This window comes from Bradyrhizobium sp. SPXBL-02 (assembly GCF_051853065.1).
Taxonomy (GTDB): domain Bacteria; phylum Pseudomonadota; class Alphaproteobacteria; order Rhizobiales; family Xanthobacteraceae; genus Bradyrhizobium.
The window spans coordinates 7,203,662-7,219,504 of record NZ_CP182474.1 but is presented as its reverse complement, the minus strand read 5'-3'; the positions used below and the strand labels follow the sequence as shown (position 1 = coordinate 7,219,504).

Genomic DNA, 15,843 nt, shown 5'->3' with positions numbered 1-15,843 from the left:
CCGGTGCAATTTTTGTCGAATCGCCCTAAGGTCTTGCGGGAGAAGCAGCTTTCGTTACCCGATTCCGTTCAAGCTCCACTTTAAGAGACGGGCCTAACCGACTCCCGCGACTCAGCCTTCTTCTGAAGGGGAGTCACGCTCAGTCTCAAAGACAGTGACGCAATGATTAATGATGCGGGTAAACACGAAGTTAAGCGCCGTTCAGAAATATGGCGAAACTTAAGGTTTCCACCGTGATGTCCCGGGATCACCAAAGGCGACCATCTCATGAGGCCCCTCATATGAAGGTGCGCTGCCGATGAAGGCCCCCCTATGAAGGCGCTGGCCGAACAGATCGGCGACATCGACGGCATCAACATCTATGGCCGCGTCGTCGGCGTTCGCGGTCTGATGGTCGAGGTGGCCGGCCCGATTCACGCGATGTCGGTCGGCGCGCGGCTCGTGATCGAGACCGGCGCCAACCGCACCATTCCCTGCGAGGTGATCGGCTTCTCCGGCAACAATGCCGTGGTGATGCCGTTCGCCGGCCTCGAGGGCGTGCGCCGCGGCTGCAAGGCGGTGATCGCCAACGCCGCCAATCAAGTGCGGCCATCCGCGGCCTGGCTCGGCCGCGTCGTCAACGCGCTGGGCGAGCCGATCGACGGCAAGGGGCCGCTGCCGCAAGGCTCTTCGCCGATGCCGTTCCGCAATACGCCGCCGCCTGCACATTCGCGCAAGCGCGTCGGCAGCCCGCTCGATCTCGGCGTGCGCGCCATGAACACCTTTCTCACCTGCTGCCGCGGTCAGCGCATGGGCATCTTCGCAGGTTCCGGCGTCGGCAAGTCGGTGCTGCTGTCGATGCTGGCGCGCAACGTCGATGCCGATATCAGCGTCATCGGGCTGATCGGCGAACGCGGCCGCGAGGTGCAGGAATTCCTTCAGGACGATCTCGGCGAGGAGGGCCTCGCGCGCTCGGTCGTTGTGGTCGCGACCTCCGACGAGCCGGCGCTGATGCGCCGCCAGGCGGCGTACCTCACGCTCGCGGTCGCCGAGTACTTTCGCGACGAGGACAAGGACGTGCTCTGCCTGATGGACTCGGTGACGCGCTTTGCCATGGCCCAGCGCGAGATCGGCCTGTCCGCCGGCGAGCCGCCGACGGCCAAGGGCTACACGCCGACCGTCTTCACCGAGTTGCCGAAGCTCTTGGAGCGTGCCGGGCCGGGACTGGGCGAGGGCGCCATCACCGCGATCTTCACGGTGCTGGTCGACGGCGACGACCATAACGAGCCGATCGCGGATGCCGTGCGCGGCATCCTCGACGGCCATATCGTGATGCAGCGCTCGATCGCCGAGCGCGGCCGCTACCCCGCGATCAACATTCTCAAATCCGTCTCGCGCACCATGCCGAAATCGGCCGATCCGCAGTTCTGGCCCGTCATCCTGCGGGCGCGCCAGGTGATGGCGACCTATGCCGACATGGAGGAATTGATCCGTCTCGGCGCCTACCGCGCCGGCTCCAGTCCCGAGGTCGACGAGGCGATCCGCCTGAATGAGCCGCTGGAAGCCTTCCTGCGCCAGCGCAAGGACGAAAAGGCATCGCTCGCGGAGGGCTATCGCCAATTGGCGCAAATCCTCGGCAATTTGGAAACGGAACGCTAACTTTGTCCGGTCATCATCCGATCCCACAGAGTAGCAGAGCCGGTCTGGGCCCCCTTCGGGCCCGTGGGGTGACCGGTATCGTCCCACGTGCAGCGGGGGGACTTCTGGGGAGTACGAGTCGATGAAGTCACGAGATACCCTCATCCGCCTGAAGAAATTTCAGGTCGACGAGAAGCGCCGCCGGGTCACCCAGATCGAGACCATGATCGCCGACTTCCAGCGCATGTCGGTCGATCTCGAACGCGAGATCCAGACCGAGCAGGAGCGCGCCGGGATCAACGATCCCTCGCACTTCGCCTACCCGACCTACGCCAAAGCCGCGATCCAGCGCCGCGAGAACCTGACCCGTTCGGCCGACGAGCTCAGGGGCCAGCTCGAGGAGGCCAAGGCCGCACTGGCCGAGGCCTTCGAGGAGCTGAAAAAGGTCGAGCTGCTCGACGAGCGCGACCAGGCCCGCGAGCGCGCCGAGGAGAACGCCCGCGAGCAGGCCGACCTCGACAGCATCGGCCTGATGCGTGCCCGCATCGGCGCCGTCGCCTGAGCCGCTAGCGCCAGACCATCCAGAAATTCCAAAACCCGGACCCGCAAGGTCCGGGTTTTCGCATGTGCTGTCCACAGTGTGGCGCCGCGCCCCTTGGTGGTCGGCTTGGCCGCGCGCTATGGTAGCGGGGATGAATGCTGTGCCAGCGACGGCGGTGACCACCTCTCCCTTGGGAGAGGTCGGCGCGGAGCGCCGGGTGAGGGGTAACGGTCTCCCGTCAGCCCTGCGCCCCCTCACCCGATTTGCTGCGCAAATCGACCTCTCCCCGTCGGGGAGAGGTGAAGGGAAGCGACTGGGCCGCGTTTCAGGGGGCTGAATGCTGACGCCAGCAGAGCTGGTCGGGTTGATCGAGGCGGTGGCAAAGGGCGATCAGGCCGCGTTCGAGCGCCTCTACGCCGCCACGCGCGCGAAACTCTATGGCGTCGTGCTCCGTATCTTGCGCAGGCAGGATCTCGCGGAGGAGGTCATTCAGGAGACTTACGTCAAGATCTGGAACAGCGCCGGCCAGTTCAATCCGGCCCTGTCGTCGCCGATCACGTGGATGGCCTCGATTGCGCGCAACCGCGCGATCGACATCGTGCGGAAAAAATCGGAAACCTCCATCGAGGAAGAGCCTCAGGCGATGGAGGTGGCGGCCGAAAGTCCCGATCCGCTGGCGCGCCGCGAGATGACCGAGGAGCTGAAGCGGCTCCTGGAATGCGTCGGCCGGCTCGAGCCGGACCGTCAGAGGCTCGTGCTGCTCGCCTATTACAACGGCTGGAGCCGCGAGCAATTGGCGGAGAAATTCGCCGCGCCCGTCAACACGGTGAAGACGTGGCTGCGGCGCAGCATGCTGGAAATCCGGGAGTGCCTCGGACTGTGATCGCTTGGATGATGAGGGTGGTTCTGGACTGCAATTGATGGCCTACACGGAGGACCATATCGCGCTCGCCGCGGAATACGCGCTCGGTACGCTCGGCGCCGACGAGCGCGCGCAGGTCGAGACCATGATGGCGGTGGACCCGGCGTTCGCCGAAATCGTGCAGGCCTGGGCCTATCGGCTCGGCGTGCTCAACCAGATGGTCGGCTCGGTCGAGCCGCGTCCGATCGTGTGGGAGAACATCAGGGCGGAGATCGCGCGCACGGCCGCCGCGCAGGAGCAGCCCGTGCGCGTCGAGGCTTCGCCGCCGCCGCCACCTGTGCCCGACTCGTTCTCGCTGGGACCTGCGGAGCCTCCGTCCGAGAGCTCGCAGCCGCTGGAGACGCTGCAGCCCGAAGCCGGGCCGATCGAGGCGCCGCATCCCGAGCCTGATGCGCTTCCGGACATCGCGCCGCAATTCATCCCGCAAGTCCATGCTCCGGATGCCAACGTCGTCCGTGCGCCGCAGCCGCCGGTGGTCGACGACAGCAATGTGATTCGTCTCGAGGGCCGGGTGAAGCGCTGGCGCAATGTCGCATCCGCAATCGGCGCGCTCGCCGCCGCGCTGCTCGTGACGCTGTCGCTGCAGATCTTCCTGCCCGAGGCGCTGCCGGGCGCCTTGCGTCCCGCGCCGCGCATCCAGACGGTCGAGGTGAAGACGCCGGCGGCGCCGCTCGCCGCCTCCGCGCAATATGTCGCGCTGCTGCAGGGCCAGGGCGGTGGTCCCGCCTTCATCATGACGATCGACGGCGCGACGCGGAATTTCACGGTGCGCAAGGTCGGCGCGACACCGGAGCCCGGGAAGAGCTTCGAGCTCTGGCTGATCTCGGACAAGCTGCCGCGCCCGCGCTCGCTCGGCGTCATCGGCGCCAGCGATTTCACCGCGCGTCCGCTGCTCGCTTCCTACGATACCGAGGTCATCAACGGCGCGACCTACGCCGTCACCGTCGAGCAGGCCGGCGGCTCGCCGAACGGCCAGCCGACCTCCGCGCCGGTGTTTTCCGGCAAGCTGATCGAGACCGTGCCGCCGTCCCAACCGCAGGCGCCCGCGCAAAAATAGGGGCCGCGGCGACTGTCGCCACGGTCCGTCCCACCGTCGCATCCCGACAAATGCCCCTGAATCCGCCCCCGATTTGAACCTCCGCCCGGTCCGCGGCGTCAAATTCCCGGAATTTGCACGCGGTGATGCCGGAAAGGGCGAGAAATCAGATGGATGCAGCGAGAACGCCGGGCATCTTCGTTCACCAATATACCGGCCTGCCGCACGGTGCGGCCTTCGAACATTGGCGCGAGCGGGCCGTCGGTCCGTGTGGCCTCGATATCGGGCCGAGCCATGGCGACAGCATCGATTGCCGGCTGCAGATCAGCGTCGTCGACAACATCGCGCTCGCCATTGCCGAAGGCGCCTCGGCGCAATATTCCCGCACGCAGAGCCACCTTGCCGACGGCAGCGACGATCTCGTGCTGATTTCGGCCCATGCGGGGCTCGTCCGCGTCGGGCAGAACGGCCACACCGTCGAGCTCGCGCCCGCCCAGATGGTGCTGGTCGACATGAGCGTGACCGGGACAGTCGGCCACACCGAGGCAGACCGCTTCACCACCATTCGCATGCCGCGCCGTGCGTTGCTCGACATCAGCCCGCGTGCCGAGGACAAGCTCTCGCAGGTGCTCATCGACGGCGCGGTCGCCGAGACCATCTTCCGCTACCACGCGCTCGCCGCCAATCACGCGCCGCATCTCGATGCGGTCGGCCAGCGCCTGACCGCGCAGCACATGGTCGATCTCGTCGGTCTCCTGCTCGGCACCGATGCCGAGCATGCAAGCCGCGCCCGCGGCCGCGGGCAGGCGGCGGCCCGCCTCGATCTCATGCGCGCCGACGTGATGGCCGCGCTCGGCCGCAACGATCTCTGCCTCGCCGAAGTTGCGACGCGCTCGGGCTTGAGCCCGCGCCAGGCCCAGCGCCTGTTCGAGCAGGCCGGCACGACCTTCACCGAATTCGTGCTGGAGCAGCGCCTGCTCCAGGCACGCAAGCTGCTCGGCGATCCCCGCGCCAGGATGCGCAAGATCAGCGACATCGCGCATTCCTCCGGCTTCTCCGATCTGTCCTACTTCAACCGCGCCTTCCGCAAGCGCTTTGGCGCGACGCCGTCGGAACTGCGCGAGGCGTAGATCGCAGGTCTGTAGGAAGGTCGTCATTGCGAGCGCAGCGAAGCAATCCAGTCTGCCCCAGCGGAAAGACTCTGGATTGCTTCGCTGCGCTCGCAATGACGGTGTATGTCGCACCAGGTCGTCCTCAAGCTGCGCTCCGCTTCGCTCCACCCATCCCACGGCCGCGTTGCGCGAAGCGTAGATCGCGATTTCGTGTTGGCGGCGCGGGCGCTGCCGCATTTGGTCGCCGCCCGCTGTTGAGCTAGTCTGTCTCTGCGGGCAGGCCGCAGGTAATCCTCGGGAAAGTGCAGTAGGCGGAGATGGCGCGTATCGTCGTGCTCGGCGCCGGGTTTGCAGGCTTGTGGGCGGCCATCGGCGCTGCGCGCAAGCGCGAGGAGATCGGCGCAAGCGAGCGCGACATCGAGATCCATCTCGTCGACCGCAATCCCTATCACAACATCCGCGTGCGCAATTACGAGGCCGATCTGGCCGAGGTCGCGCTTCCGCTTCCGCAATTGCTCGATCCGATCGGTGTCAGCCACGGCCTCGGCGAGATCGAAGCCATCGATCCGGCCCGGCGCGAAATCTCGCTCGTCACCAGCGCCGGCGAGGAGACGCTGTCCTATGACCGCCTCGTGCTGGCGCTCGGCAGCGAGGTGATGCGCCCCGACATTCCCGGCCTTGCCGCGCATGGCTTCGACGTCGACAGCTATGCCGCGGCGCTCCGCCTCGAAGATCATCTGGTTTCGCTCGGACGCAGCGCGCCGTCTGTCGGCCGTTCAACGGTGGTTGTGGTCGGCGCCGGCTTCACCGGCATCGAGGTCGCGGCCGAAATGCCGGCGCGGCTCGCGCATGCGGGCATCACCGGCAGCCGCCGCATCATCCTGGTCGATTCCAATCCGAGCGTCGGTGCCAGCATCGGCGCGCATGCGCGTCCCGTCATCGAGACGGCCCTGACCTCACTCGACGTCGAGATGCGGCTCGGCGTGCGCGTCGCCTCGGTCGAGGCGGCCGGCGTGCATCTGAGCTCGGGCGAGTTCATCCCGGCGCAGACGGTGATCTGGTGCGCAGGCATGCGAGCAAGTCCTTTGGCGGCGAGCTTTCCGGGCGGGCGCGATCGCCTCGGGCGTCTGCTGGTCGATCCCTTCATGCGGGTTGCGGATGTCGGCGGCGTGTTCGCGGCAGGCGATGTCGCCTCGAGCGTGATCGACGGTCTGCATCCGACCGTGATGTCCTGTCAGTTCGCCCGTCCCATGGGCCGCTTCGCCGGCCACAACGTCGTCGCCGATCTCGTCGGCCTGCCCATGTTGCCGCTGCGGATCGACTGGTACGTCACCGTGCTCGACCTCGGCGGCTGGGGTGCGCTCTATACGGAAGGGTGGAATCGCGAGGTCCGCGCCACCGGCGCCGCGGCAAAGGCGACCAAAGAGACCATCAACCGCAAGCGCATCTATCCGCCGCTGACCGGCCGCAAGGACGAGCTGTTCGCCGCGGCCGCGCCGACCGTGCAAGCGCCGCCGCCGACGTATGGGGGGAGGTAGTTTGACAGGCAGGGCCCTGCCGCTTGCTCCGTCATTGCGAGCGCAGCGAAGCAATCCAGAATCTTTCCGCGGAGGCAGTCTGGATTGCTTCGCTGCGCTCGCAATGACGAGTTTGACGCGCGTGCGCTCGCAATGACGAGGTACCCCAGACATGGGAAAGCGCCCGTGGGGGGCGGGCGCTTTCTGTAGTCGACTTGGGGTTGGGGTCGTCTACATATCCACGTGGCGACTTTGGGGGGCTGGTAAAGAGCCGCGTGAATTCAGAAAACTCGTCAGATCTCCTTAGCGAACGAGGGACGCGTTCGAGCTGGTGACAACGACCGGCTTGCCGGCCTTGATGACGCGGGCGGTCTGGGTCAGGCCTTCATCCGAACCCGAGCGTGCCGTGATGCCGAGGCCTGCCAACGCGATCCCTGCGACGAGGGCGACGACCACGACTTTCAAATGGGTCGCGCGATCTGCGCTGTAGATCGAGTGGTTCATGGAAGCCTCCTGCCGCCATCTACCCGAAGTAGTCGCCGGCCGCTTCAGGCAGGTTCATACTTCCGGTGCCCAACAACCTAGTATTGGGTGGAATCGTTCCCAAGAGGCCATCACAAGAGCGTGATAGGACGTGAAAGATCGCGATCAAAAGCGACCTTCGATCGTCGTTTTATACAATTATTTCAAAGCTGTAATGTGCCTGTGGCCCGACTTTTGGGCGCTTGGTCGACAAAGCGCCAGGAACTCAAAAACCATTTGCCTGTGACTGAAAAACACACGGCTTCTTAAGGCAAATCAGATGCTTCCGACCGTTTTCAGCCTCGCCCTGGGGTGGATTTCGGCCTGCGACAGCACGGTGGTCTGGGCCCGGAACCGTTCCACCAGGGACCGCACGAAGGGCCGGATGGACGCGGAGGTGACCAGCACGGGCGCCTCGCCCTCGCGGGCGGCGCGCTCGAAGGCCTCGCGCACGGCGGTCATGAATTCCGACAGCTTCGACGGCTGCATCGCAAGGCTGCGCTCCTCGCCCTGGCCGATGATGGATTCGGCGAAGGCCTGCTCCCATTTCGCCGAGAGCGCTATCAGCGGCAGATAGCCGGCGTAGGAGGTGTTCTGCGCGCAGATCTGCCGCGCCAGCCGCGCGCGGACGTGCTCGACCATGGTGGCGGGGTTGCGCGAAAAGGCGAGCGAATCCGCGATGCCTTCGAGGATGGTGGAGAGATCGCGGATCGAGATGCGCTCGGCGAGCAGCAGCTGCAGCACGCGCTGGATGCCGGAGACCGTGACCTGGCCCGGCACGATGTCCTTGACCAGCTCGCTCTGCTCCTTCGGCAGCTCCTTGAGCAGCTTCTGCACCTCGCCGTAGGACAGCAGGTCCGACATGTTGGCCTTGAGCAGCTCGGTGAGATGGGTCGACAGCACGGTCGCGGCGTCGACGACGGTGTAGCCCTTGAGGGAGGCCTCTTCCTTGAGGCTGGCATCGACCCAGGTCGCGGGCAGGCCGAAGGTCGGCTCGGTGGTGTGGATGCCGGGCACCTGCACCTGGCTGCCGCCGGGGTCCATGACCATGAACTGGTTCGGCCAGATCTTGCCGGTGCCGGCGTCGACCTCCTTGATCTTGATGATGTAGGTGTTGGCCTCGAGCTGGACGTTGTCGAGGATGCGCACCGCCGGCATCACAAAACCCATCTCGATCGCGAGCGAGCGGCGCAGCGCCTTGATCTGCTCGGTGAGGCGATCGGTGCCGTCGGGCCCGTTGACCAGCGGCAGCAGCGCATAGCCGAGCTCGATCTTGAGGTCGTCGATCTTGAGCGCGGCGGAGATCGGCTCTTCCGCCGCGGCAGCGCCCGGAGCGCCCGGCGTTCCCGGAGCGGGTGCGGCCATGGCGGCCTGCTCGGCCTTGATGGCGGTCTTCTTGTGGTTGCGGGCGTGCCAGGCCAGCGCGCCGGCGCCGGCGCCGAGCGCGAGGAAGGGAATGGTCGGAATGCCCGGCAGCGCCGCCAGCACCAGCATCACCGCCGAGGACATCGCCAGCGCCTGCGGATAGCCGGAGAACTGCTTCATCAGCGCCTTGTCGGCGGCGCCGGAGACGCCGGCCTTGGAGACGAGCAGGCCGGCCGCGGTGGAGACGATCAGCGCCGGCACCTGGGTGACGAGGCCGTCGCCGACGGTCAGCAGCGTGTAGGTGCGGCCGGCGTCGGCGAAGGACATGCCCTGCTGCGCGACGCCGATGATCATGCCGCCGACGACGTTGATGAAGACGATCAGGAGGCCGGCGATGGCATCGCCGCGGACGAACTTGGAGGCACCGTCCATGGCGCCGAAGAAGCCGCTTTCGTCCTCCAGCTCCTTGCGCCGTTCCTTGGCGACCTTCTCGTCGATCAGGCCGGCGGAGAGGTCGGCGTCGATCGCCATCTGCTTGCCGGGCATGGCGTCGAGGTGGAAGCGCGCGGCGACTTCGGCGATGCGGCCCGAACCCTTGGTGATGACGACGAAGTTGACGATGATCAGGATGGCGAAGACGATGATGCCGATGACGAAATTGCCGCCCATCACGAAGTTGCCGAAGGCCTCGATGACGTGACCGGCCGCAGCCGTGCCCTCGTGCCCGTGCGACAGGATCAGGCGGGTCGAGGCCATGTTGAGCGACAGGCGCAGCATGGTCGAGATCAGGAGGATGGTCGGGAAGGCGGAGAATTCGAGCGGCGCCTGGATGAACAGCGACGTCATCAGGATCAGGATCGAGAGCGTGATCGAGATCGCCAGGAACAGGTCGAGCACGATCGCGGGCAGGGGCAGGATCAGCACCACCAGGATGGTGAGGATGCCGAGCGCCAGCGCGATGTCGCCGCGCTTGAGGACGGTGACGATGTCGTTGAGGGAGGGGATGCCGGGCTTGGCGTTGCCTACGCCCTGTCCCGCGGTGACGTCGACCATGGTAGCTGCCTCCCCGCGCGACTGCCGTCCGCGCGCCCCAAACGTCTGCGCGGCGGCCGATGGGCCGCCGTTCCGAAAGTGAGGCACCGCACTGGCGTCCACGGGGTTCCTCCCGTTCTACGCGGCCGACGACACTCGACTTCACCCGGCAATTTTTGCCCGGTGTATGGTTAGCAAAGGGTTAACGGAGGGGTGGGAAGGGGTGGACCGGTGTGTTTCGGGGTGTCATTCCGGGGCGATGCGGAGCATCGAGCCCGGAATCCATCGGGTCGCAGGTATGGTGGTGAAATGGATTCCGGGCTCGCGCCAAGGGGCGCGCCCCGGAATGACAGCGGAAGCTACTTCGCCTTCTCCATCTTCGTCACCGTGTAGCCCGACGACGCCTCCTCGGCCTCGAAGGTCACCTTGTCGCCGACCTTCACCTGCTTGAGCATCGCCGCGTCCTTGACGCGATAGACCATGGTCATGGGGTCATCCATGCCGAGACTCTTCGCCGGTCCGTGCTTGAGCGTGATCTTGCCGGCGCCTTCGTCGATCTTCTTCACTTCGCCGCTGATCGAAGCGCCTTCGGCGGCGAGGGTTGCGGTCGCAAGGCCGGCGGTCAGCGCCAGCGCGGCCGTGATATTGATGATGCGGTTCATGGGAATCTCCTTTCGCGTTACTTCACGGTGACCTGGCCGACCATGCCGTACTCGCGGTGGTCGGGAATGAGGCACGAATATTCGAACGTGCCGGGCTTGCTGAACTTCCAGAGGATCTCGGTCGTCTTTTTTGGTGCAAGCCGCACCGCATTGGGATCGTCGTGCTCCATGTGCGGATGCTTCTTCATCTCGACTGCATGCGCGAGATTCTCTTTCGTCGTCGCGAGCAGGAATTCGTGGTCTTCCTTGCCGACATTGCGCAGCACGAAGCGGATCTGCTCGCCGCGCTTCACCTCGATCTTTGCGGGCGTGTAGTCCATCTCGTTCATCAGAATCTCGATGGTTCGTGCGGGCTTCTTGGGATCGCCGGGCTCGCCGGCCGAATAATTTCCGTGCCCGTGCTTGTCGTGAGCAAAGGCCGGTGCGGTCGAAAGTGCAGCCAGCGCGAGGGCGAGCTTGATCGTGATCTTCATCGTAGTCTCCAGTTGGTGGTTCATCGAAACGCTCACATCTTGTGCTTCATCGGCGCCCTGCCGGGTTTGTGCCGTGCCGGCTCCGTGGCGGGTGCGGCCACTTCGTAGGCGACGGTGCCTTGCGGGAACTTGTACGGACCGGGATCGCGGTAATCGTCGCGCGCGAGGTCTTCGCGGATCTTCATCACCGTGAACATGCCGCCCATCTCGATCGGGCCGAACTGGCCGGTGCCGGTCATCATCGGCAGCGTGTTGTCGGGCGCGGGCATCTCCATGTTGCCCATCGCCATGCCGGTCGAGCCCATGGCCATGCCGTCAGGCGCGAGCTTGCCGACGGCCTTGGCGAGGTCCTTGCGCGACACGCCGATCAGGTTGCGCACGTCGTGTCCCATCGCGTTCATGGTGTGGTGCGACTTGTGGCAGTGGAACGCCCAGTCGCCGGGATTGTCGGCGAGCACGTCGAACACCCTGATGGCGCCGACCGGCACGTCGGTGGTCGTCTCCGGGATCTGCGCGCTCTCGGCAATCCAGCCGCCATCGGTGCAGGTCACCGCAAAGCTGTGGCCGTGCAAATGGATCGGATGGTTGGTCATGCTGAGATTGCCGATGCGCACGCGCACCTTGTCGCCGAGCCTGACCGGCAGCGGATCGATGCCGGGAAAGACCCGCGCGTTCCAGGTCCACATGTTGAAGTCCGTCATCTCGTTGACGTGCGGCAGATAGGTGCCGGGGTCGACGCGATAGGTGCTCATCACGAACACGAAGTCGCGGTCGACGGCGCGGAAGTTCGGATCGCGCGGGTGCACGACGACCATGCCCATCATGCCCATCGCCATCTGCACCATCTCGTCGGAGTGCGGGTGGTACATGAAGGTTCCGCTCTTCTTCATCTCGAATTCGTAGACGAAGGTCTTGCCGGGCTCGATGTGCGGCTGGGTCAATCCGCCGACGCCGTCCATGCCGCTCGGGATGATCATGCCGTGCCAGTGCACGGTGGTGTATTCGGGCAAGCGGTTGGTGACGAAGATGCGGAGCTTGTCGCCCTCGACGGCCTCGATGGTCGGGCCCGGCGATTGCCCGTTGTAGCCCCACAAATTCACCTTCATCCCTTCCGCGAACTCGCGCACCACCGGCTCGGCGACGAGATGGAATTCCTTCCAGTCGCCGTTCATGCGGAACGGCAGCGACCAGCCGTTCAGCGTGACCACGGGACGATAATCCGGGCCGCTGGTGGGGTGCAGCGGCGGCTGCATCACCACCTTGTCCATGGTGGCGGCTTCCGGAATCGAAGCGGCCTGGACGCGGCCTTGAATGGCCGATGCGCCGACCAGCGCGGCGGTGCTCAAAAATCCTCGGCGGGAAAACATCTCAGCCTCCGTCTTTAGTGTCCGCCGCCTTCGGCAGGTGCTGCCGCGGCGATAGTGGTTGGAGTGTCCCCGCCGGCGGCGGACGCGCCGCCGCCGTTGACGGCGGTCTGCAGATCGGCCTGGGCAAGGAAGAATCGCTGCCTGGCATCGATCGCGCCGCGCAGCGCCGCGAGGCGCTGCCGCGCTTCGGTGAGCAGCGCGAAGATGTCGACCTGCATGCTGGAGAAGCGCAGCTGCATCTCCTCGGTAATGATCTTGCGCAACGGGATGATCTCGCGCTGGTAGTGGCCGGCGATGTCGTAAGTGGAGCGATAGACGCGATAGGCGTCGCGCGCTTCGGAGCGCACATTCACGGCCCGCTCGGCCAGGCGGTTGAAGGCGAGGTTGTAGGTCTCGGCGGCCTGGCGCACGCGCACCTCGCCGCCGTCGAAGATCGGAATCTGGAATTGTATGTCGAAGCCGCGCTCGCGGAACGGCGGCCCTTCCGGATCCTGGGTGCGGCGGGAGATGCCGGCGAGATCGAGCAGCGTCACGAAGCGCGTCGCCTCGGTGAGATCAAGCGCCTTCGCCAGCGCGGCCAGCTCCAGCCGTGCGATTTGCAGGTCGATGCGATGCGCCACCGCATCGGCTTCGATCCTGGGAAGCGCGAGCGGCCGACGCGGCAGCGGCGGCAATTGATTGGGCAGGCGGAAGTCGAGACCGTCGTCCCACAGCCCCATCAGGCGCGCCAGCCTTTCGCGCGCGCTTCCCGCCGCCTGCCGCGCGGTGGCGAGGTCGGCGGTGGTCTCGGCATAAAACACCTGCTCGCGGGCCTGGTCGAGCTTGTTGAGCGAGCCGGTCTCGCCGAGCTTGAGCGCGAGCTGTGCGGTCGATTCCGCCGTCGCTTTCGCGTCGGTCAGCAGCCCCACCATCTCGTTGGCAGCGACAGTGCGGACATAGGCGAGGCGCACGTCCGCGGCGAGCCGCAGCGTCGCCAGCGCGGCGCGCAGCTGCGCGCCGCGAAAGCGCTCCCGGGCGATCTCGGAGCGGAACGGCAGGGTGGCGAGCGCGAGGATGTCGCCGACCACCTGGCGCTCGATCTCGCTGGCGCCATTGCCTGTGATGCGCGAGACCGCGAACACCGGATTGGGCGGCAGGCTCTGCTCGACCAGGTCGGCCTCCGCCAGCGCCAGCTCGTTATAGGCAGCCTGCAGTCCCTTGTTGTAGAGCAGTGCGATCTGCACGGCGGCGTCGACGCTGAGGGTGCGCGAGAGCAGCTGGCGGACGCGGGCGTCGACCGTGGCGGCGCCCTCGGCCGAGCGCACGAAGGCGACGTCCTTGTTGATGGTCCGGCTCGTCAGATCCGCGACTTCAGTCATGCCGCCGTCGGGCGAGAACGCGGCGCAACCGGACATGCCGAGCGCGGCGAGCAGGAGCAGGGCTCGCGCAAAATGCTGTGACATGGCGCGCCCCTAGCGGTCTTGCTTCGGCCGCGGCGTCACCGCCTCGTTGCGGTCACGCCACGGCGCCGGCGTCGCCGGCCGCAGGCTGGTATAGGGCGCGGTGGTCGAGCGATAGCCGATTGGGGCCACCTTCGCCGCCGGATCGGCGGGATCCGCGCTGGCTATCTGCGTCGTTGCCGGCATGCAGCCGGATAGTACCGTCGCAGCAAAGGCGAGCAGCAGCCAAATGAATCGAGAATGTCGTTCACCCACCGCGGATGCGGCGGATGTCGCCCCGGAAAGCGCAAGCATGTCTTCATTCCTGATCTGAAAGACCACAGGTTCGCGCGCGCAAAAGCGCGTGTCGAAACCGACGCCGTCGTGTCAGATCAGGCGATGGGGGGACGATAGTGCTGGGGCGGCGCGGCGCTGTGCAGGCTGGGCACGATCTCGGGCGCACAGGTCGACATCGGCTGGACCGGCGTGGCGACGCTGGGCAGATCGGCCGGCAGCGCACTGACGCACATCATCGCACAGCACGGGCCCACTGTTCCCTTGCCGTCGTGATGATTCGGAAGAGGTGCGTCCTTCGCGGCAGTCCGGGAAGGGGTGCCCGCATGCTCGTGCGGAACATCGCCATGGCTCGCAGCCATGTGATGATGCACCGGGACGAGGTCGGCCAAGGTCTCGTCGCCAAGGCAGGGCGCAGCACTGCCCCAGGCAAGGCTTGCGGCTGGCGCGAGCACGCAGAACAGATAGGCGAGGGCGATGATTCGCCCCACCCTGATCCGCACCGATCGCGTCAATCGCAACAACATCCCGCCGATAGGCTCCTCGCGCGGCAATGTTGCACGCGCTTATTGCAACCTAATGTCAAAAGACGCATTCGCCAAGAACTTATTACCGCAGCGCACCGCGCATGCCCAATATCGCGGCACGCTGGTTGACCATGCGACGGTCCGCGAACATGGTCCTGACCGTGCACGCGCCAAATCATCCAGGACAAACACCTGCTTCCTTCACCCCTGACTCCCGTCAGGCCTGGGTGCGACTCGTCCTTGCCCTCGTGATCGGCTCGATCGGCGCCGTCGGCATGTGGGCGGTCGTGGTCGTGATTCCCGTGGTGCAGACCGAATTCGCTGCCACGCGCGGCGCGGTGTCGCTGGCTTTCACCCTGATGATGTTCGGCTTCGGGCTTGGCGGCGTGATCGCCGGCAAGATCACCGACCGGTTCGGCATCGTGCCGGCGATGGCGATCAGCATCGCCTTTCTCGGCGTTGCCAATGTGCTCGCGGGCCTGTCGGGGCAGCTGTGGCAGTTCGTGGCGGCATATTTCCTGATCGGGCTCGGCACTTCCGCGACCTTCGCGCCGCTGATGGCCGAAGCCTCGCACTGGTTCGAGCGCTATCGCGGATTGGCCGTGACCATCGTCGCCAGCGGCAATTATGTCGCCGGCGCGATGTGGCCGCCGATCGTGAGCTGGGGCACGCAGGAGATCGGCTGGCGCTACACCCATATCGGCATCGGCATCGTCTGCGCCGGCCTGATGACGGTGCTGGTGCTGATCCTGCGCGCGCAAATGGGCCGCGACACCGTCCACGATCATGCCAACGCACCGCCGCCGCGGGTCGATCTCAGGCTGTCGACGAATACGCTGACGGTGCTGCTCTCGATCGCCAGCATCTCCTGCTGCGTGGCGATGGCCATGCCGCAGGTGCACATCGTCGCCTATTGCGGCGATCTCGGTTATGGCGTCGCGCGCGGCGCCGAGATGCTGTCCTTGATGATGGGCTGCGGCATCGTCAGCCGGATCGGTTCGGGCTACCTCGCCGACAAGATCGGCGGCATCCGCACGCTGCTGGTGGGATCGCTGGCGCAGGGCTTTGCGCTGGTGTTCTATCTGTTCTTCGACAGCCTGACCTCGCTGTATCTGATCTCCGCGATGTTCGGCCTGTTCCAGGGCGGCATCGTGCCGAGCTACGCCATCATCGTGCGCGAGGCGATGCCGGCGAGCGAGGCCGCGACCCGCGTCGGCATCGTGATCTTTGCGTCCGTGTTCGGCATGTCCTTCGGCGGCTGGGTGTCAGGCGTCATCTTCGATGCCACCGGCTCCTATGCCGCGGCCTTCGCCAATGGCGTCGCCTGGAATGCGCTCAACATCGGCATCGTCGTGCTGCTCTTGATCCGCGCGCGGATGGGCTCGGTCAAGACCGGGGCGGGTTTTGCCACTTGAAGTTTGAGCATGATCTTTTCGGA

At 65.9% G+C, this 15,843-nt stretch carries 16 protein-coding genes; 8 read left to right on the top strand and 8 right to left on the bottom strand.

Annotation, left to right across the window (positions count from 1 at the left end):
* Window positions 1–312: 312 nt before the first annotated feature.
* From fliI to ACNJYD_RS33440, 6 genes are all read left to right on the top strand, one after another.
* Window positions 313–1,638, top strand: coding sequence for a flagellar protein export ATPase FliI (gene fliI, locus ACNJYD_RS33465; RefSeq protein WP_439364544.1), 1,326 nt, complete (start codon window positions 313–315; stop codon window positions 1,636–1,638).
* Between the two features lie 121 nt (window positions 1,639–1,759).
* Complete coding sequence (fliJ, locus tag ACNJYD_RS33460) at window positions 1,760–2,179, top strand: flagellar export protein FliJ (protein WP_172789638.1); 420 nt, start codon at window positions 1,760–1,762, stop codon at window positions 2,177–2,179.
* Window positions 2,180–2,495: 316 nt separating this feature from the next.
* Entirely contained in the window at window positions 2,496–3,041 is a 546-nt protein-coding gene (locus tag ACNJYD_RS33455; protein WP_172789639.1) for a sigma-70 family RNA polymerase sigma factor, read from the top strand.
* Between the two features lie 37 nt (window positions 3,042–3,078).
* The gene (locus ACNJYD_RS33450) at window positions 3,079–4,137 is read left to right on the top strand and encodes an anti-sigma factor domain-containing protein (protein ID WP_439364543.1); all 1,059 of its coding nucleotides are present in this window, start codon (window positions 3,079–3,081) and stop codon (window positions 4,135–4,137) included.
* A gap of 149 nt (window positions 4,138–4,286) precedes the next feature.
* Window positions 4,287–5,246 (top strand): helix-turn-helix transcriptional regulator, encoded by a 960-nt coding sequence (locus ACNJYD_RS33445; RefSeq protein WP_172789641.1) that lies wholly within the window; start codon window positions 4,287–4,289, stop codon window positions 5,244–5,246.
* Window positions 5,247–5,545: 299 nt separating this feature from the next.
* Window positions 5,546–6,766 (top strand): NAD(P)/FAD-dependent oxidoreductase, encoded by a 1,221-nt coding sequence (locus ACNJYD_RS33440; RefSeq protein ID WP_439364542.1) that lies wholly within the window; start codon window positions 5,546–5,548, stop codon window positions 6,764–6,766.
* A 282-nt stretch (window positions 6,767–7,048) separates the two neighbouring features.
* Here ACNJYD_RS33440 and ACNJYD_RS33435 read toward each other — a convergent pair whose 3' ends face one another.
* From ACNJYD_RS33435 to ACNJYD_RS33400, 8 genes are all read right to left on the bottom strand, one after another.
* Window positions 7,049–7,249 carry a hypothetical protein gene (locus ACNJYD_RS33435; RefSeq protein ID WP_172789643.1) on the bottom strand — a complete coding sequence of 67 codons (201 nt, stop codon included), beginning with the start codon at window positions 7,247–7,249 and terminating at the stop codon, window positions 7,049–7,051.
* A gap of 294 nt (window positions 7,250–7,543) precedes the next feature.
* Window positions 7,544–9,685, bottom strand: coding sequence for a flagellar biosynthesis protein FlhA (gene flhA / locus ACNJYD_RS33430; protein ID WP_172789644.1), 2,142 nt, complete (start codon window positions 9,683–9,685; stop codon window positions 7,544–7,546).
* Between the two features lie 338 nt (window positions 9,686–10,023).
* On the bottom strand, window positions 10,024–10,326 hold the full coding sequence (locus tag ACNJYD_RS33425; protein WP_172788126.1) for a copper-binding protein: 303 nt from the start codon (window positions 10,324–10,326) through the stop codon (window positions 10,024–10,026).
* 17 nt (window positions 10,327–10,343) lie between these two features.
* Window positions 10,344–10,799, bottom strand: coding sequence for a cupredoxin domain-containing protein (locus ACNJYD_RS33420; protein WP_439364541.1), 456 nt, complete (start codon window positions 10,797–10,799; stop codon window positions 10,344–10,346).
* A 32-nt stretch (window positions 10,800–10,831) separates the two neighbouring features.
* Window positions 10,832–12,166: a copper oxidase gene (locus tag ACNJYD_RS33415; protein WP_212260449.1), complete on the bottom strand. Its 1,335-nt coding sequence runs from the start codon at window positions 12,164–12,166 to the stop codon at window positions 10,832–10,834.
* Between the two features lie 14 nt (window positions 12,167–12,180).
* Complete coding sequence (locus ACNJYD_RS33410) at window positions 12,181–13,608, bottom strand: TolC family protein (RefSeq protein WP_439364540.1); 1,428 nt, start codon at window positions 13,606–13,608, stop codon at window positions 12,181–12,183.
* Window positions 13,609–13,617: 9 nt separating this feature from the next.
* Window positions 13,618–13,899: a hypothetical protein gene (locus ACNJYD_RS33405; RefSeq protein WP_439364539.1), complete on the bottom strand. Its 282-nt coding sequence runs from the start codon at window positions 13,897–13,899 to the stop codon at window positions 13,618–13,620.
* Between the two features lie 77 nt (window positions 13,900–13,976).
* Complete coding sequence (locus ACNJYD_RS33400; RefSeq protein ID WP_439367544.1) at window positions 13,977–14,369, bottom strand: hypothetical protein; 393 nt, start codon at window positions 14,367–14,369, stop codon at window positions 13,977–13,979.
* On the opposite strand from ACNJYD_RS33400, the gene ACNJYD_RS33395 reads away from it, so the two are divergent.
* Window positions 14,356–14,616, top strand: a complete 261-nt coding sequence (locus ACNJYD_RS33395) for a hypothetical protein (RefSeq protein WP_172788125.1) — start codon at window positions 14,356–14,358, stop codon at window positions 14,614–14,616. The two genes, ACNJYD_RS33400 and ACNJYD_RS33395, sit on opposite strands and share 14 nt — an antisense overlap.
* Window positions 14,555–15,820, top strand: coding sequence for an MFS transporter (locus ACNJYD_RS33390; RefSeq protein WP_172788221.1), 1,266 nt, complete (start codon window positions 14,555–14,557; stop codon window positions 15,818–15,820). The genes ACNJYD_RS33395 and ACNJYD_RS33390 overlap by 62 nt, the downstream gene beginning before the upstream one ends.
* The last annotated feature ends 23 nt before the right edge of the window (window positions 15,821–15,843 follow it).

Coding starts and splice junctions, on each gene's coding strand:
- fliI (WP_439364544.1), top strand. CDS start 313: ATGAAGGCGCTGGCCGAACAGATCGGCGACATCGACGGCATCAACATC.
- fliJ (WP_172789638.1), top strand. CDS start 1,760: ATGAAGTCACGAGATACCCTCATCCGCCTGAAGAAATTTCAGGTCGAC.
- ACNJYD_RS33455 (WP_172789639.1), top strand. CDS start 2,496: ATGCTGACGCCAGCAGAGCTGGTCGGGTTGATCGAGGCGGTGGCAAAG.
- ACNJYD_RS33450 (WP_439364543.1), top strand. CDS start 3,079: ATGGCCTACACGGAGGACCATATCGCGCTCGCCGCGGAATACGCGCTC.
- ACNJYD_RS33445 (WP_172789641.1), top strand. CDS start 4,287: ATGGATGCAGCGAGAACGCCGGGCATCTTCGTTCACCAATATACCGGC.
- ACNJYD_RS33440 (WP_439364542.1), top strand. CDS start 5,546: ATGGCGCGTATCGTCGTGCTCGGCGCCGGGTTTGCAGGCTTGTGGGCG.
- ACNJYD_RS33435 (WP_172789643.1), bottom strand. CDS start 7,249: ATGAACCACTCGATCTACAGCGCAGATCGCGCGACCCATTTGAAAGTC.
- flhA (WP_172789644.1), bottom strand. CDS start 9,685: ATGGTCGACGTCACCGCGGGACAGGGCGTAGGCAACGCCAAGCCCGGC.
- ACNJYD_RS33425 (WP_172788126.1), bottom strand. CDS start 10,326: ATGAACCGCATCATCAATATCACGGCCGCGCTGGCGCTGACCGCCGGC.
- ACNJYD_RS33420 (WP_439364541.1), bottom strand. CDS start 10,799: ATGAAGATCACGATCAAGCTCGCCCTCGCGCTGGCTGCACTTTCGACC.
- ACNJYD_RS33415 (WP_212260449.1), bottom strand. CDS start 12,166: ATGTTTTCCCGCCGAGGATTTTTGAGCACCGCCGCGCTGGTCGGCGCA.
- ACNJYD_RS33410 (WP_439364540.1), bottom strand. CDS start 13,608: ATGTCACAGCATTTTGCGCGAGCCCTGCTCCTGCTCGCCGCGCTCGGC.
- ACNJYD_RS33405 (WP_439364539.1), bottom strand. CDS start 13,899: ATGCTTGCGCTTTCCGGGGCGACATCCGCCGCATCCGCGGTGGGTGAA.
- ACNJYD_RS33395 (WP_172788125.1), top strand. CDS start 14,356: ATGATTCGCCCCACCCTGATCCGCACCGATCGCGTCAATCGCAACAAC.
- ACNJYD_RS33390 (WP_172788221.1), top strand. CDS start 14,555: ATGGTCCTGACCGTGCACGCGCCAAATCATCCAGGACAAACACCTGCT.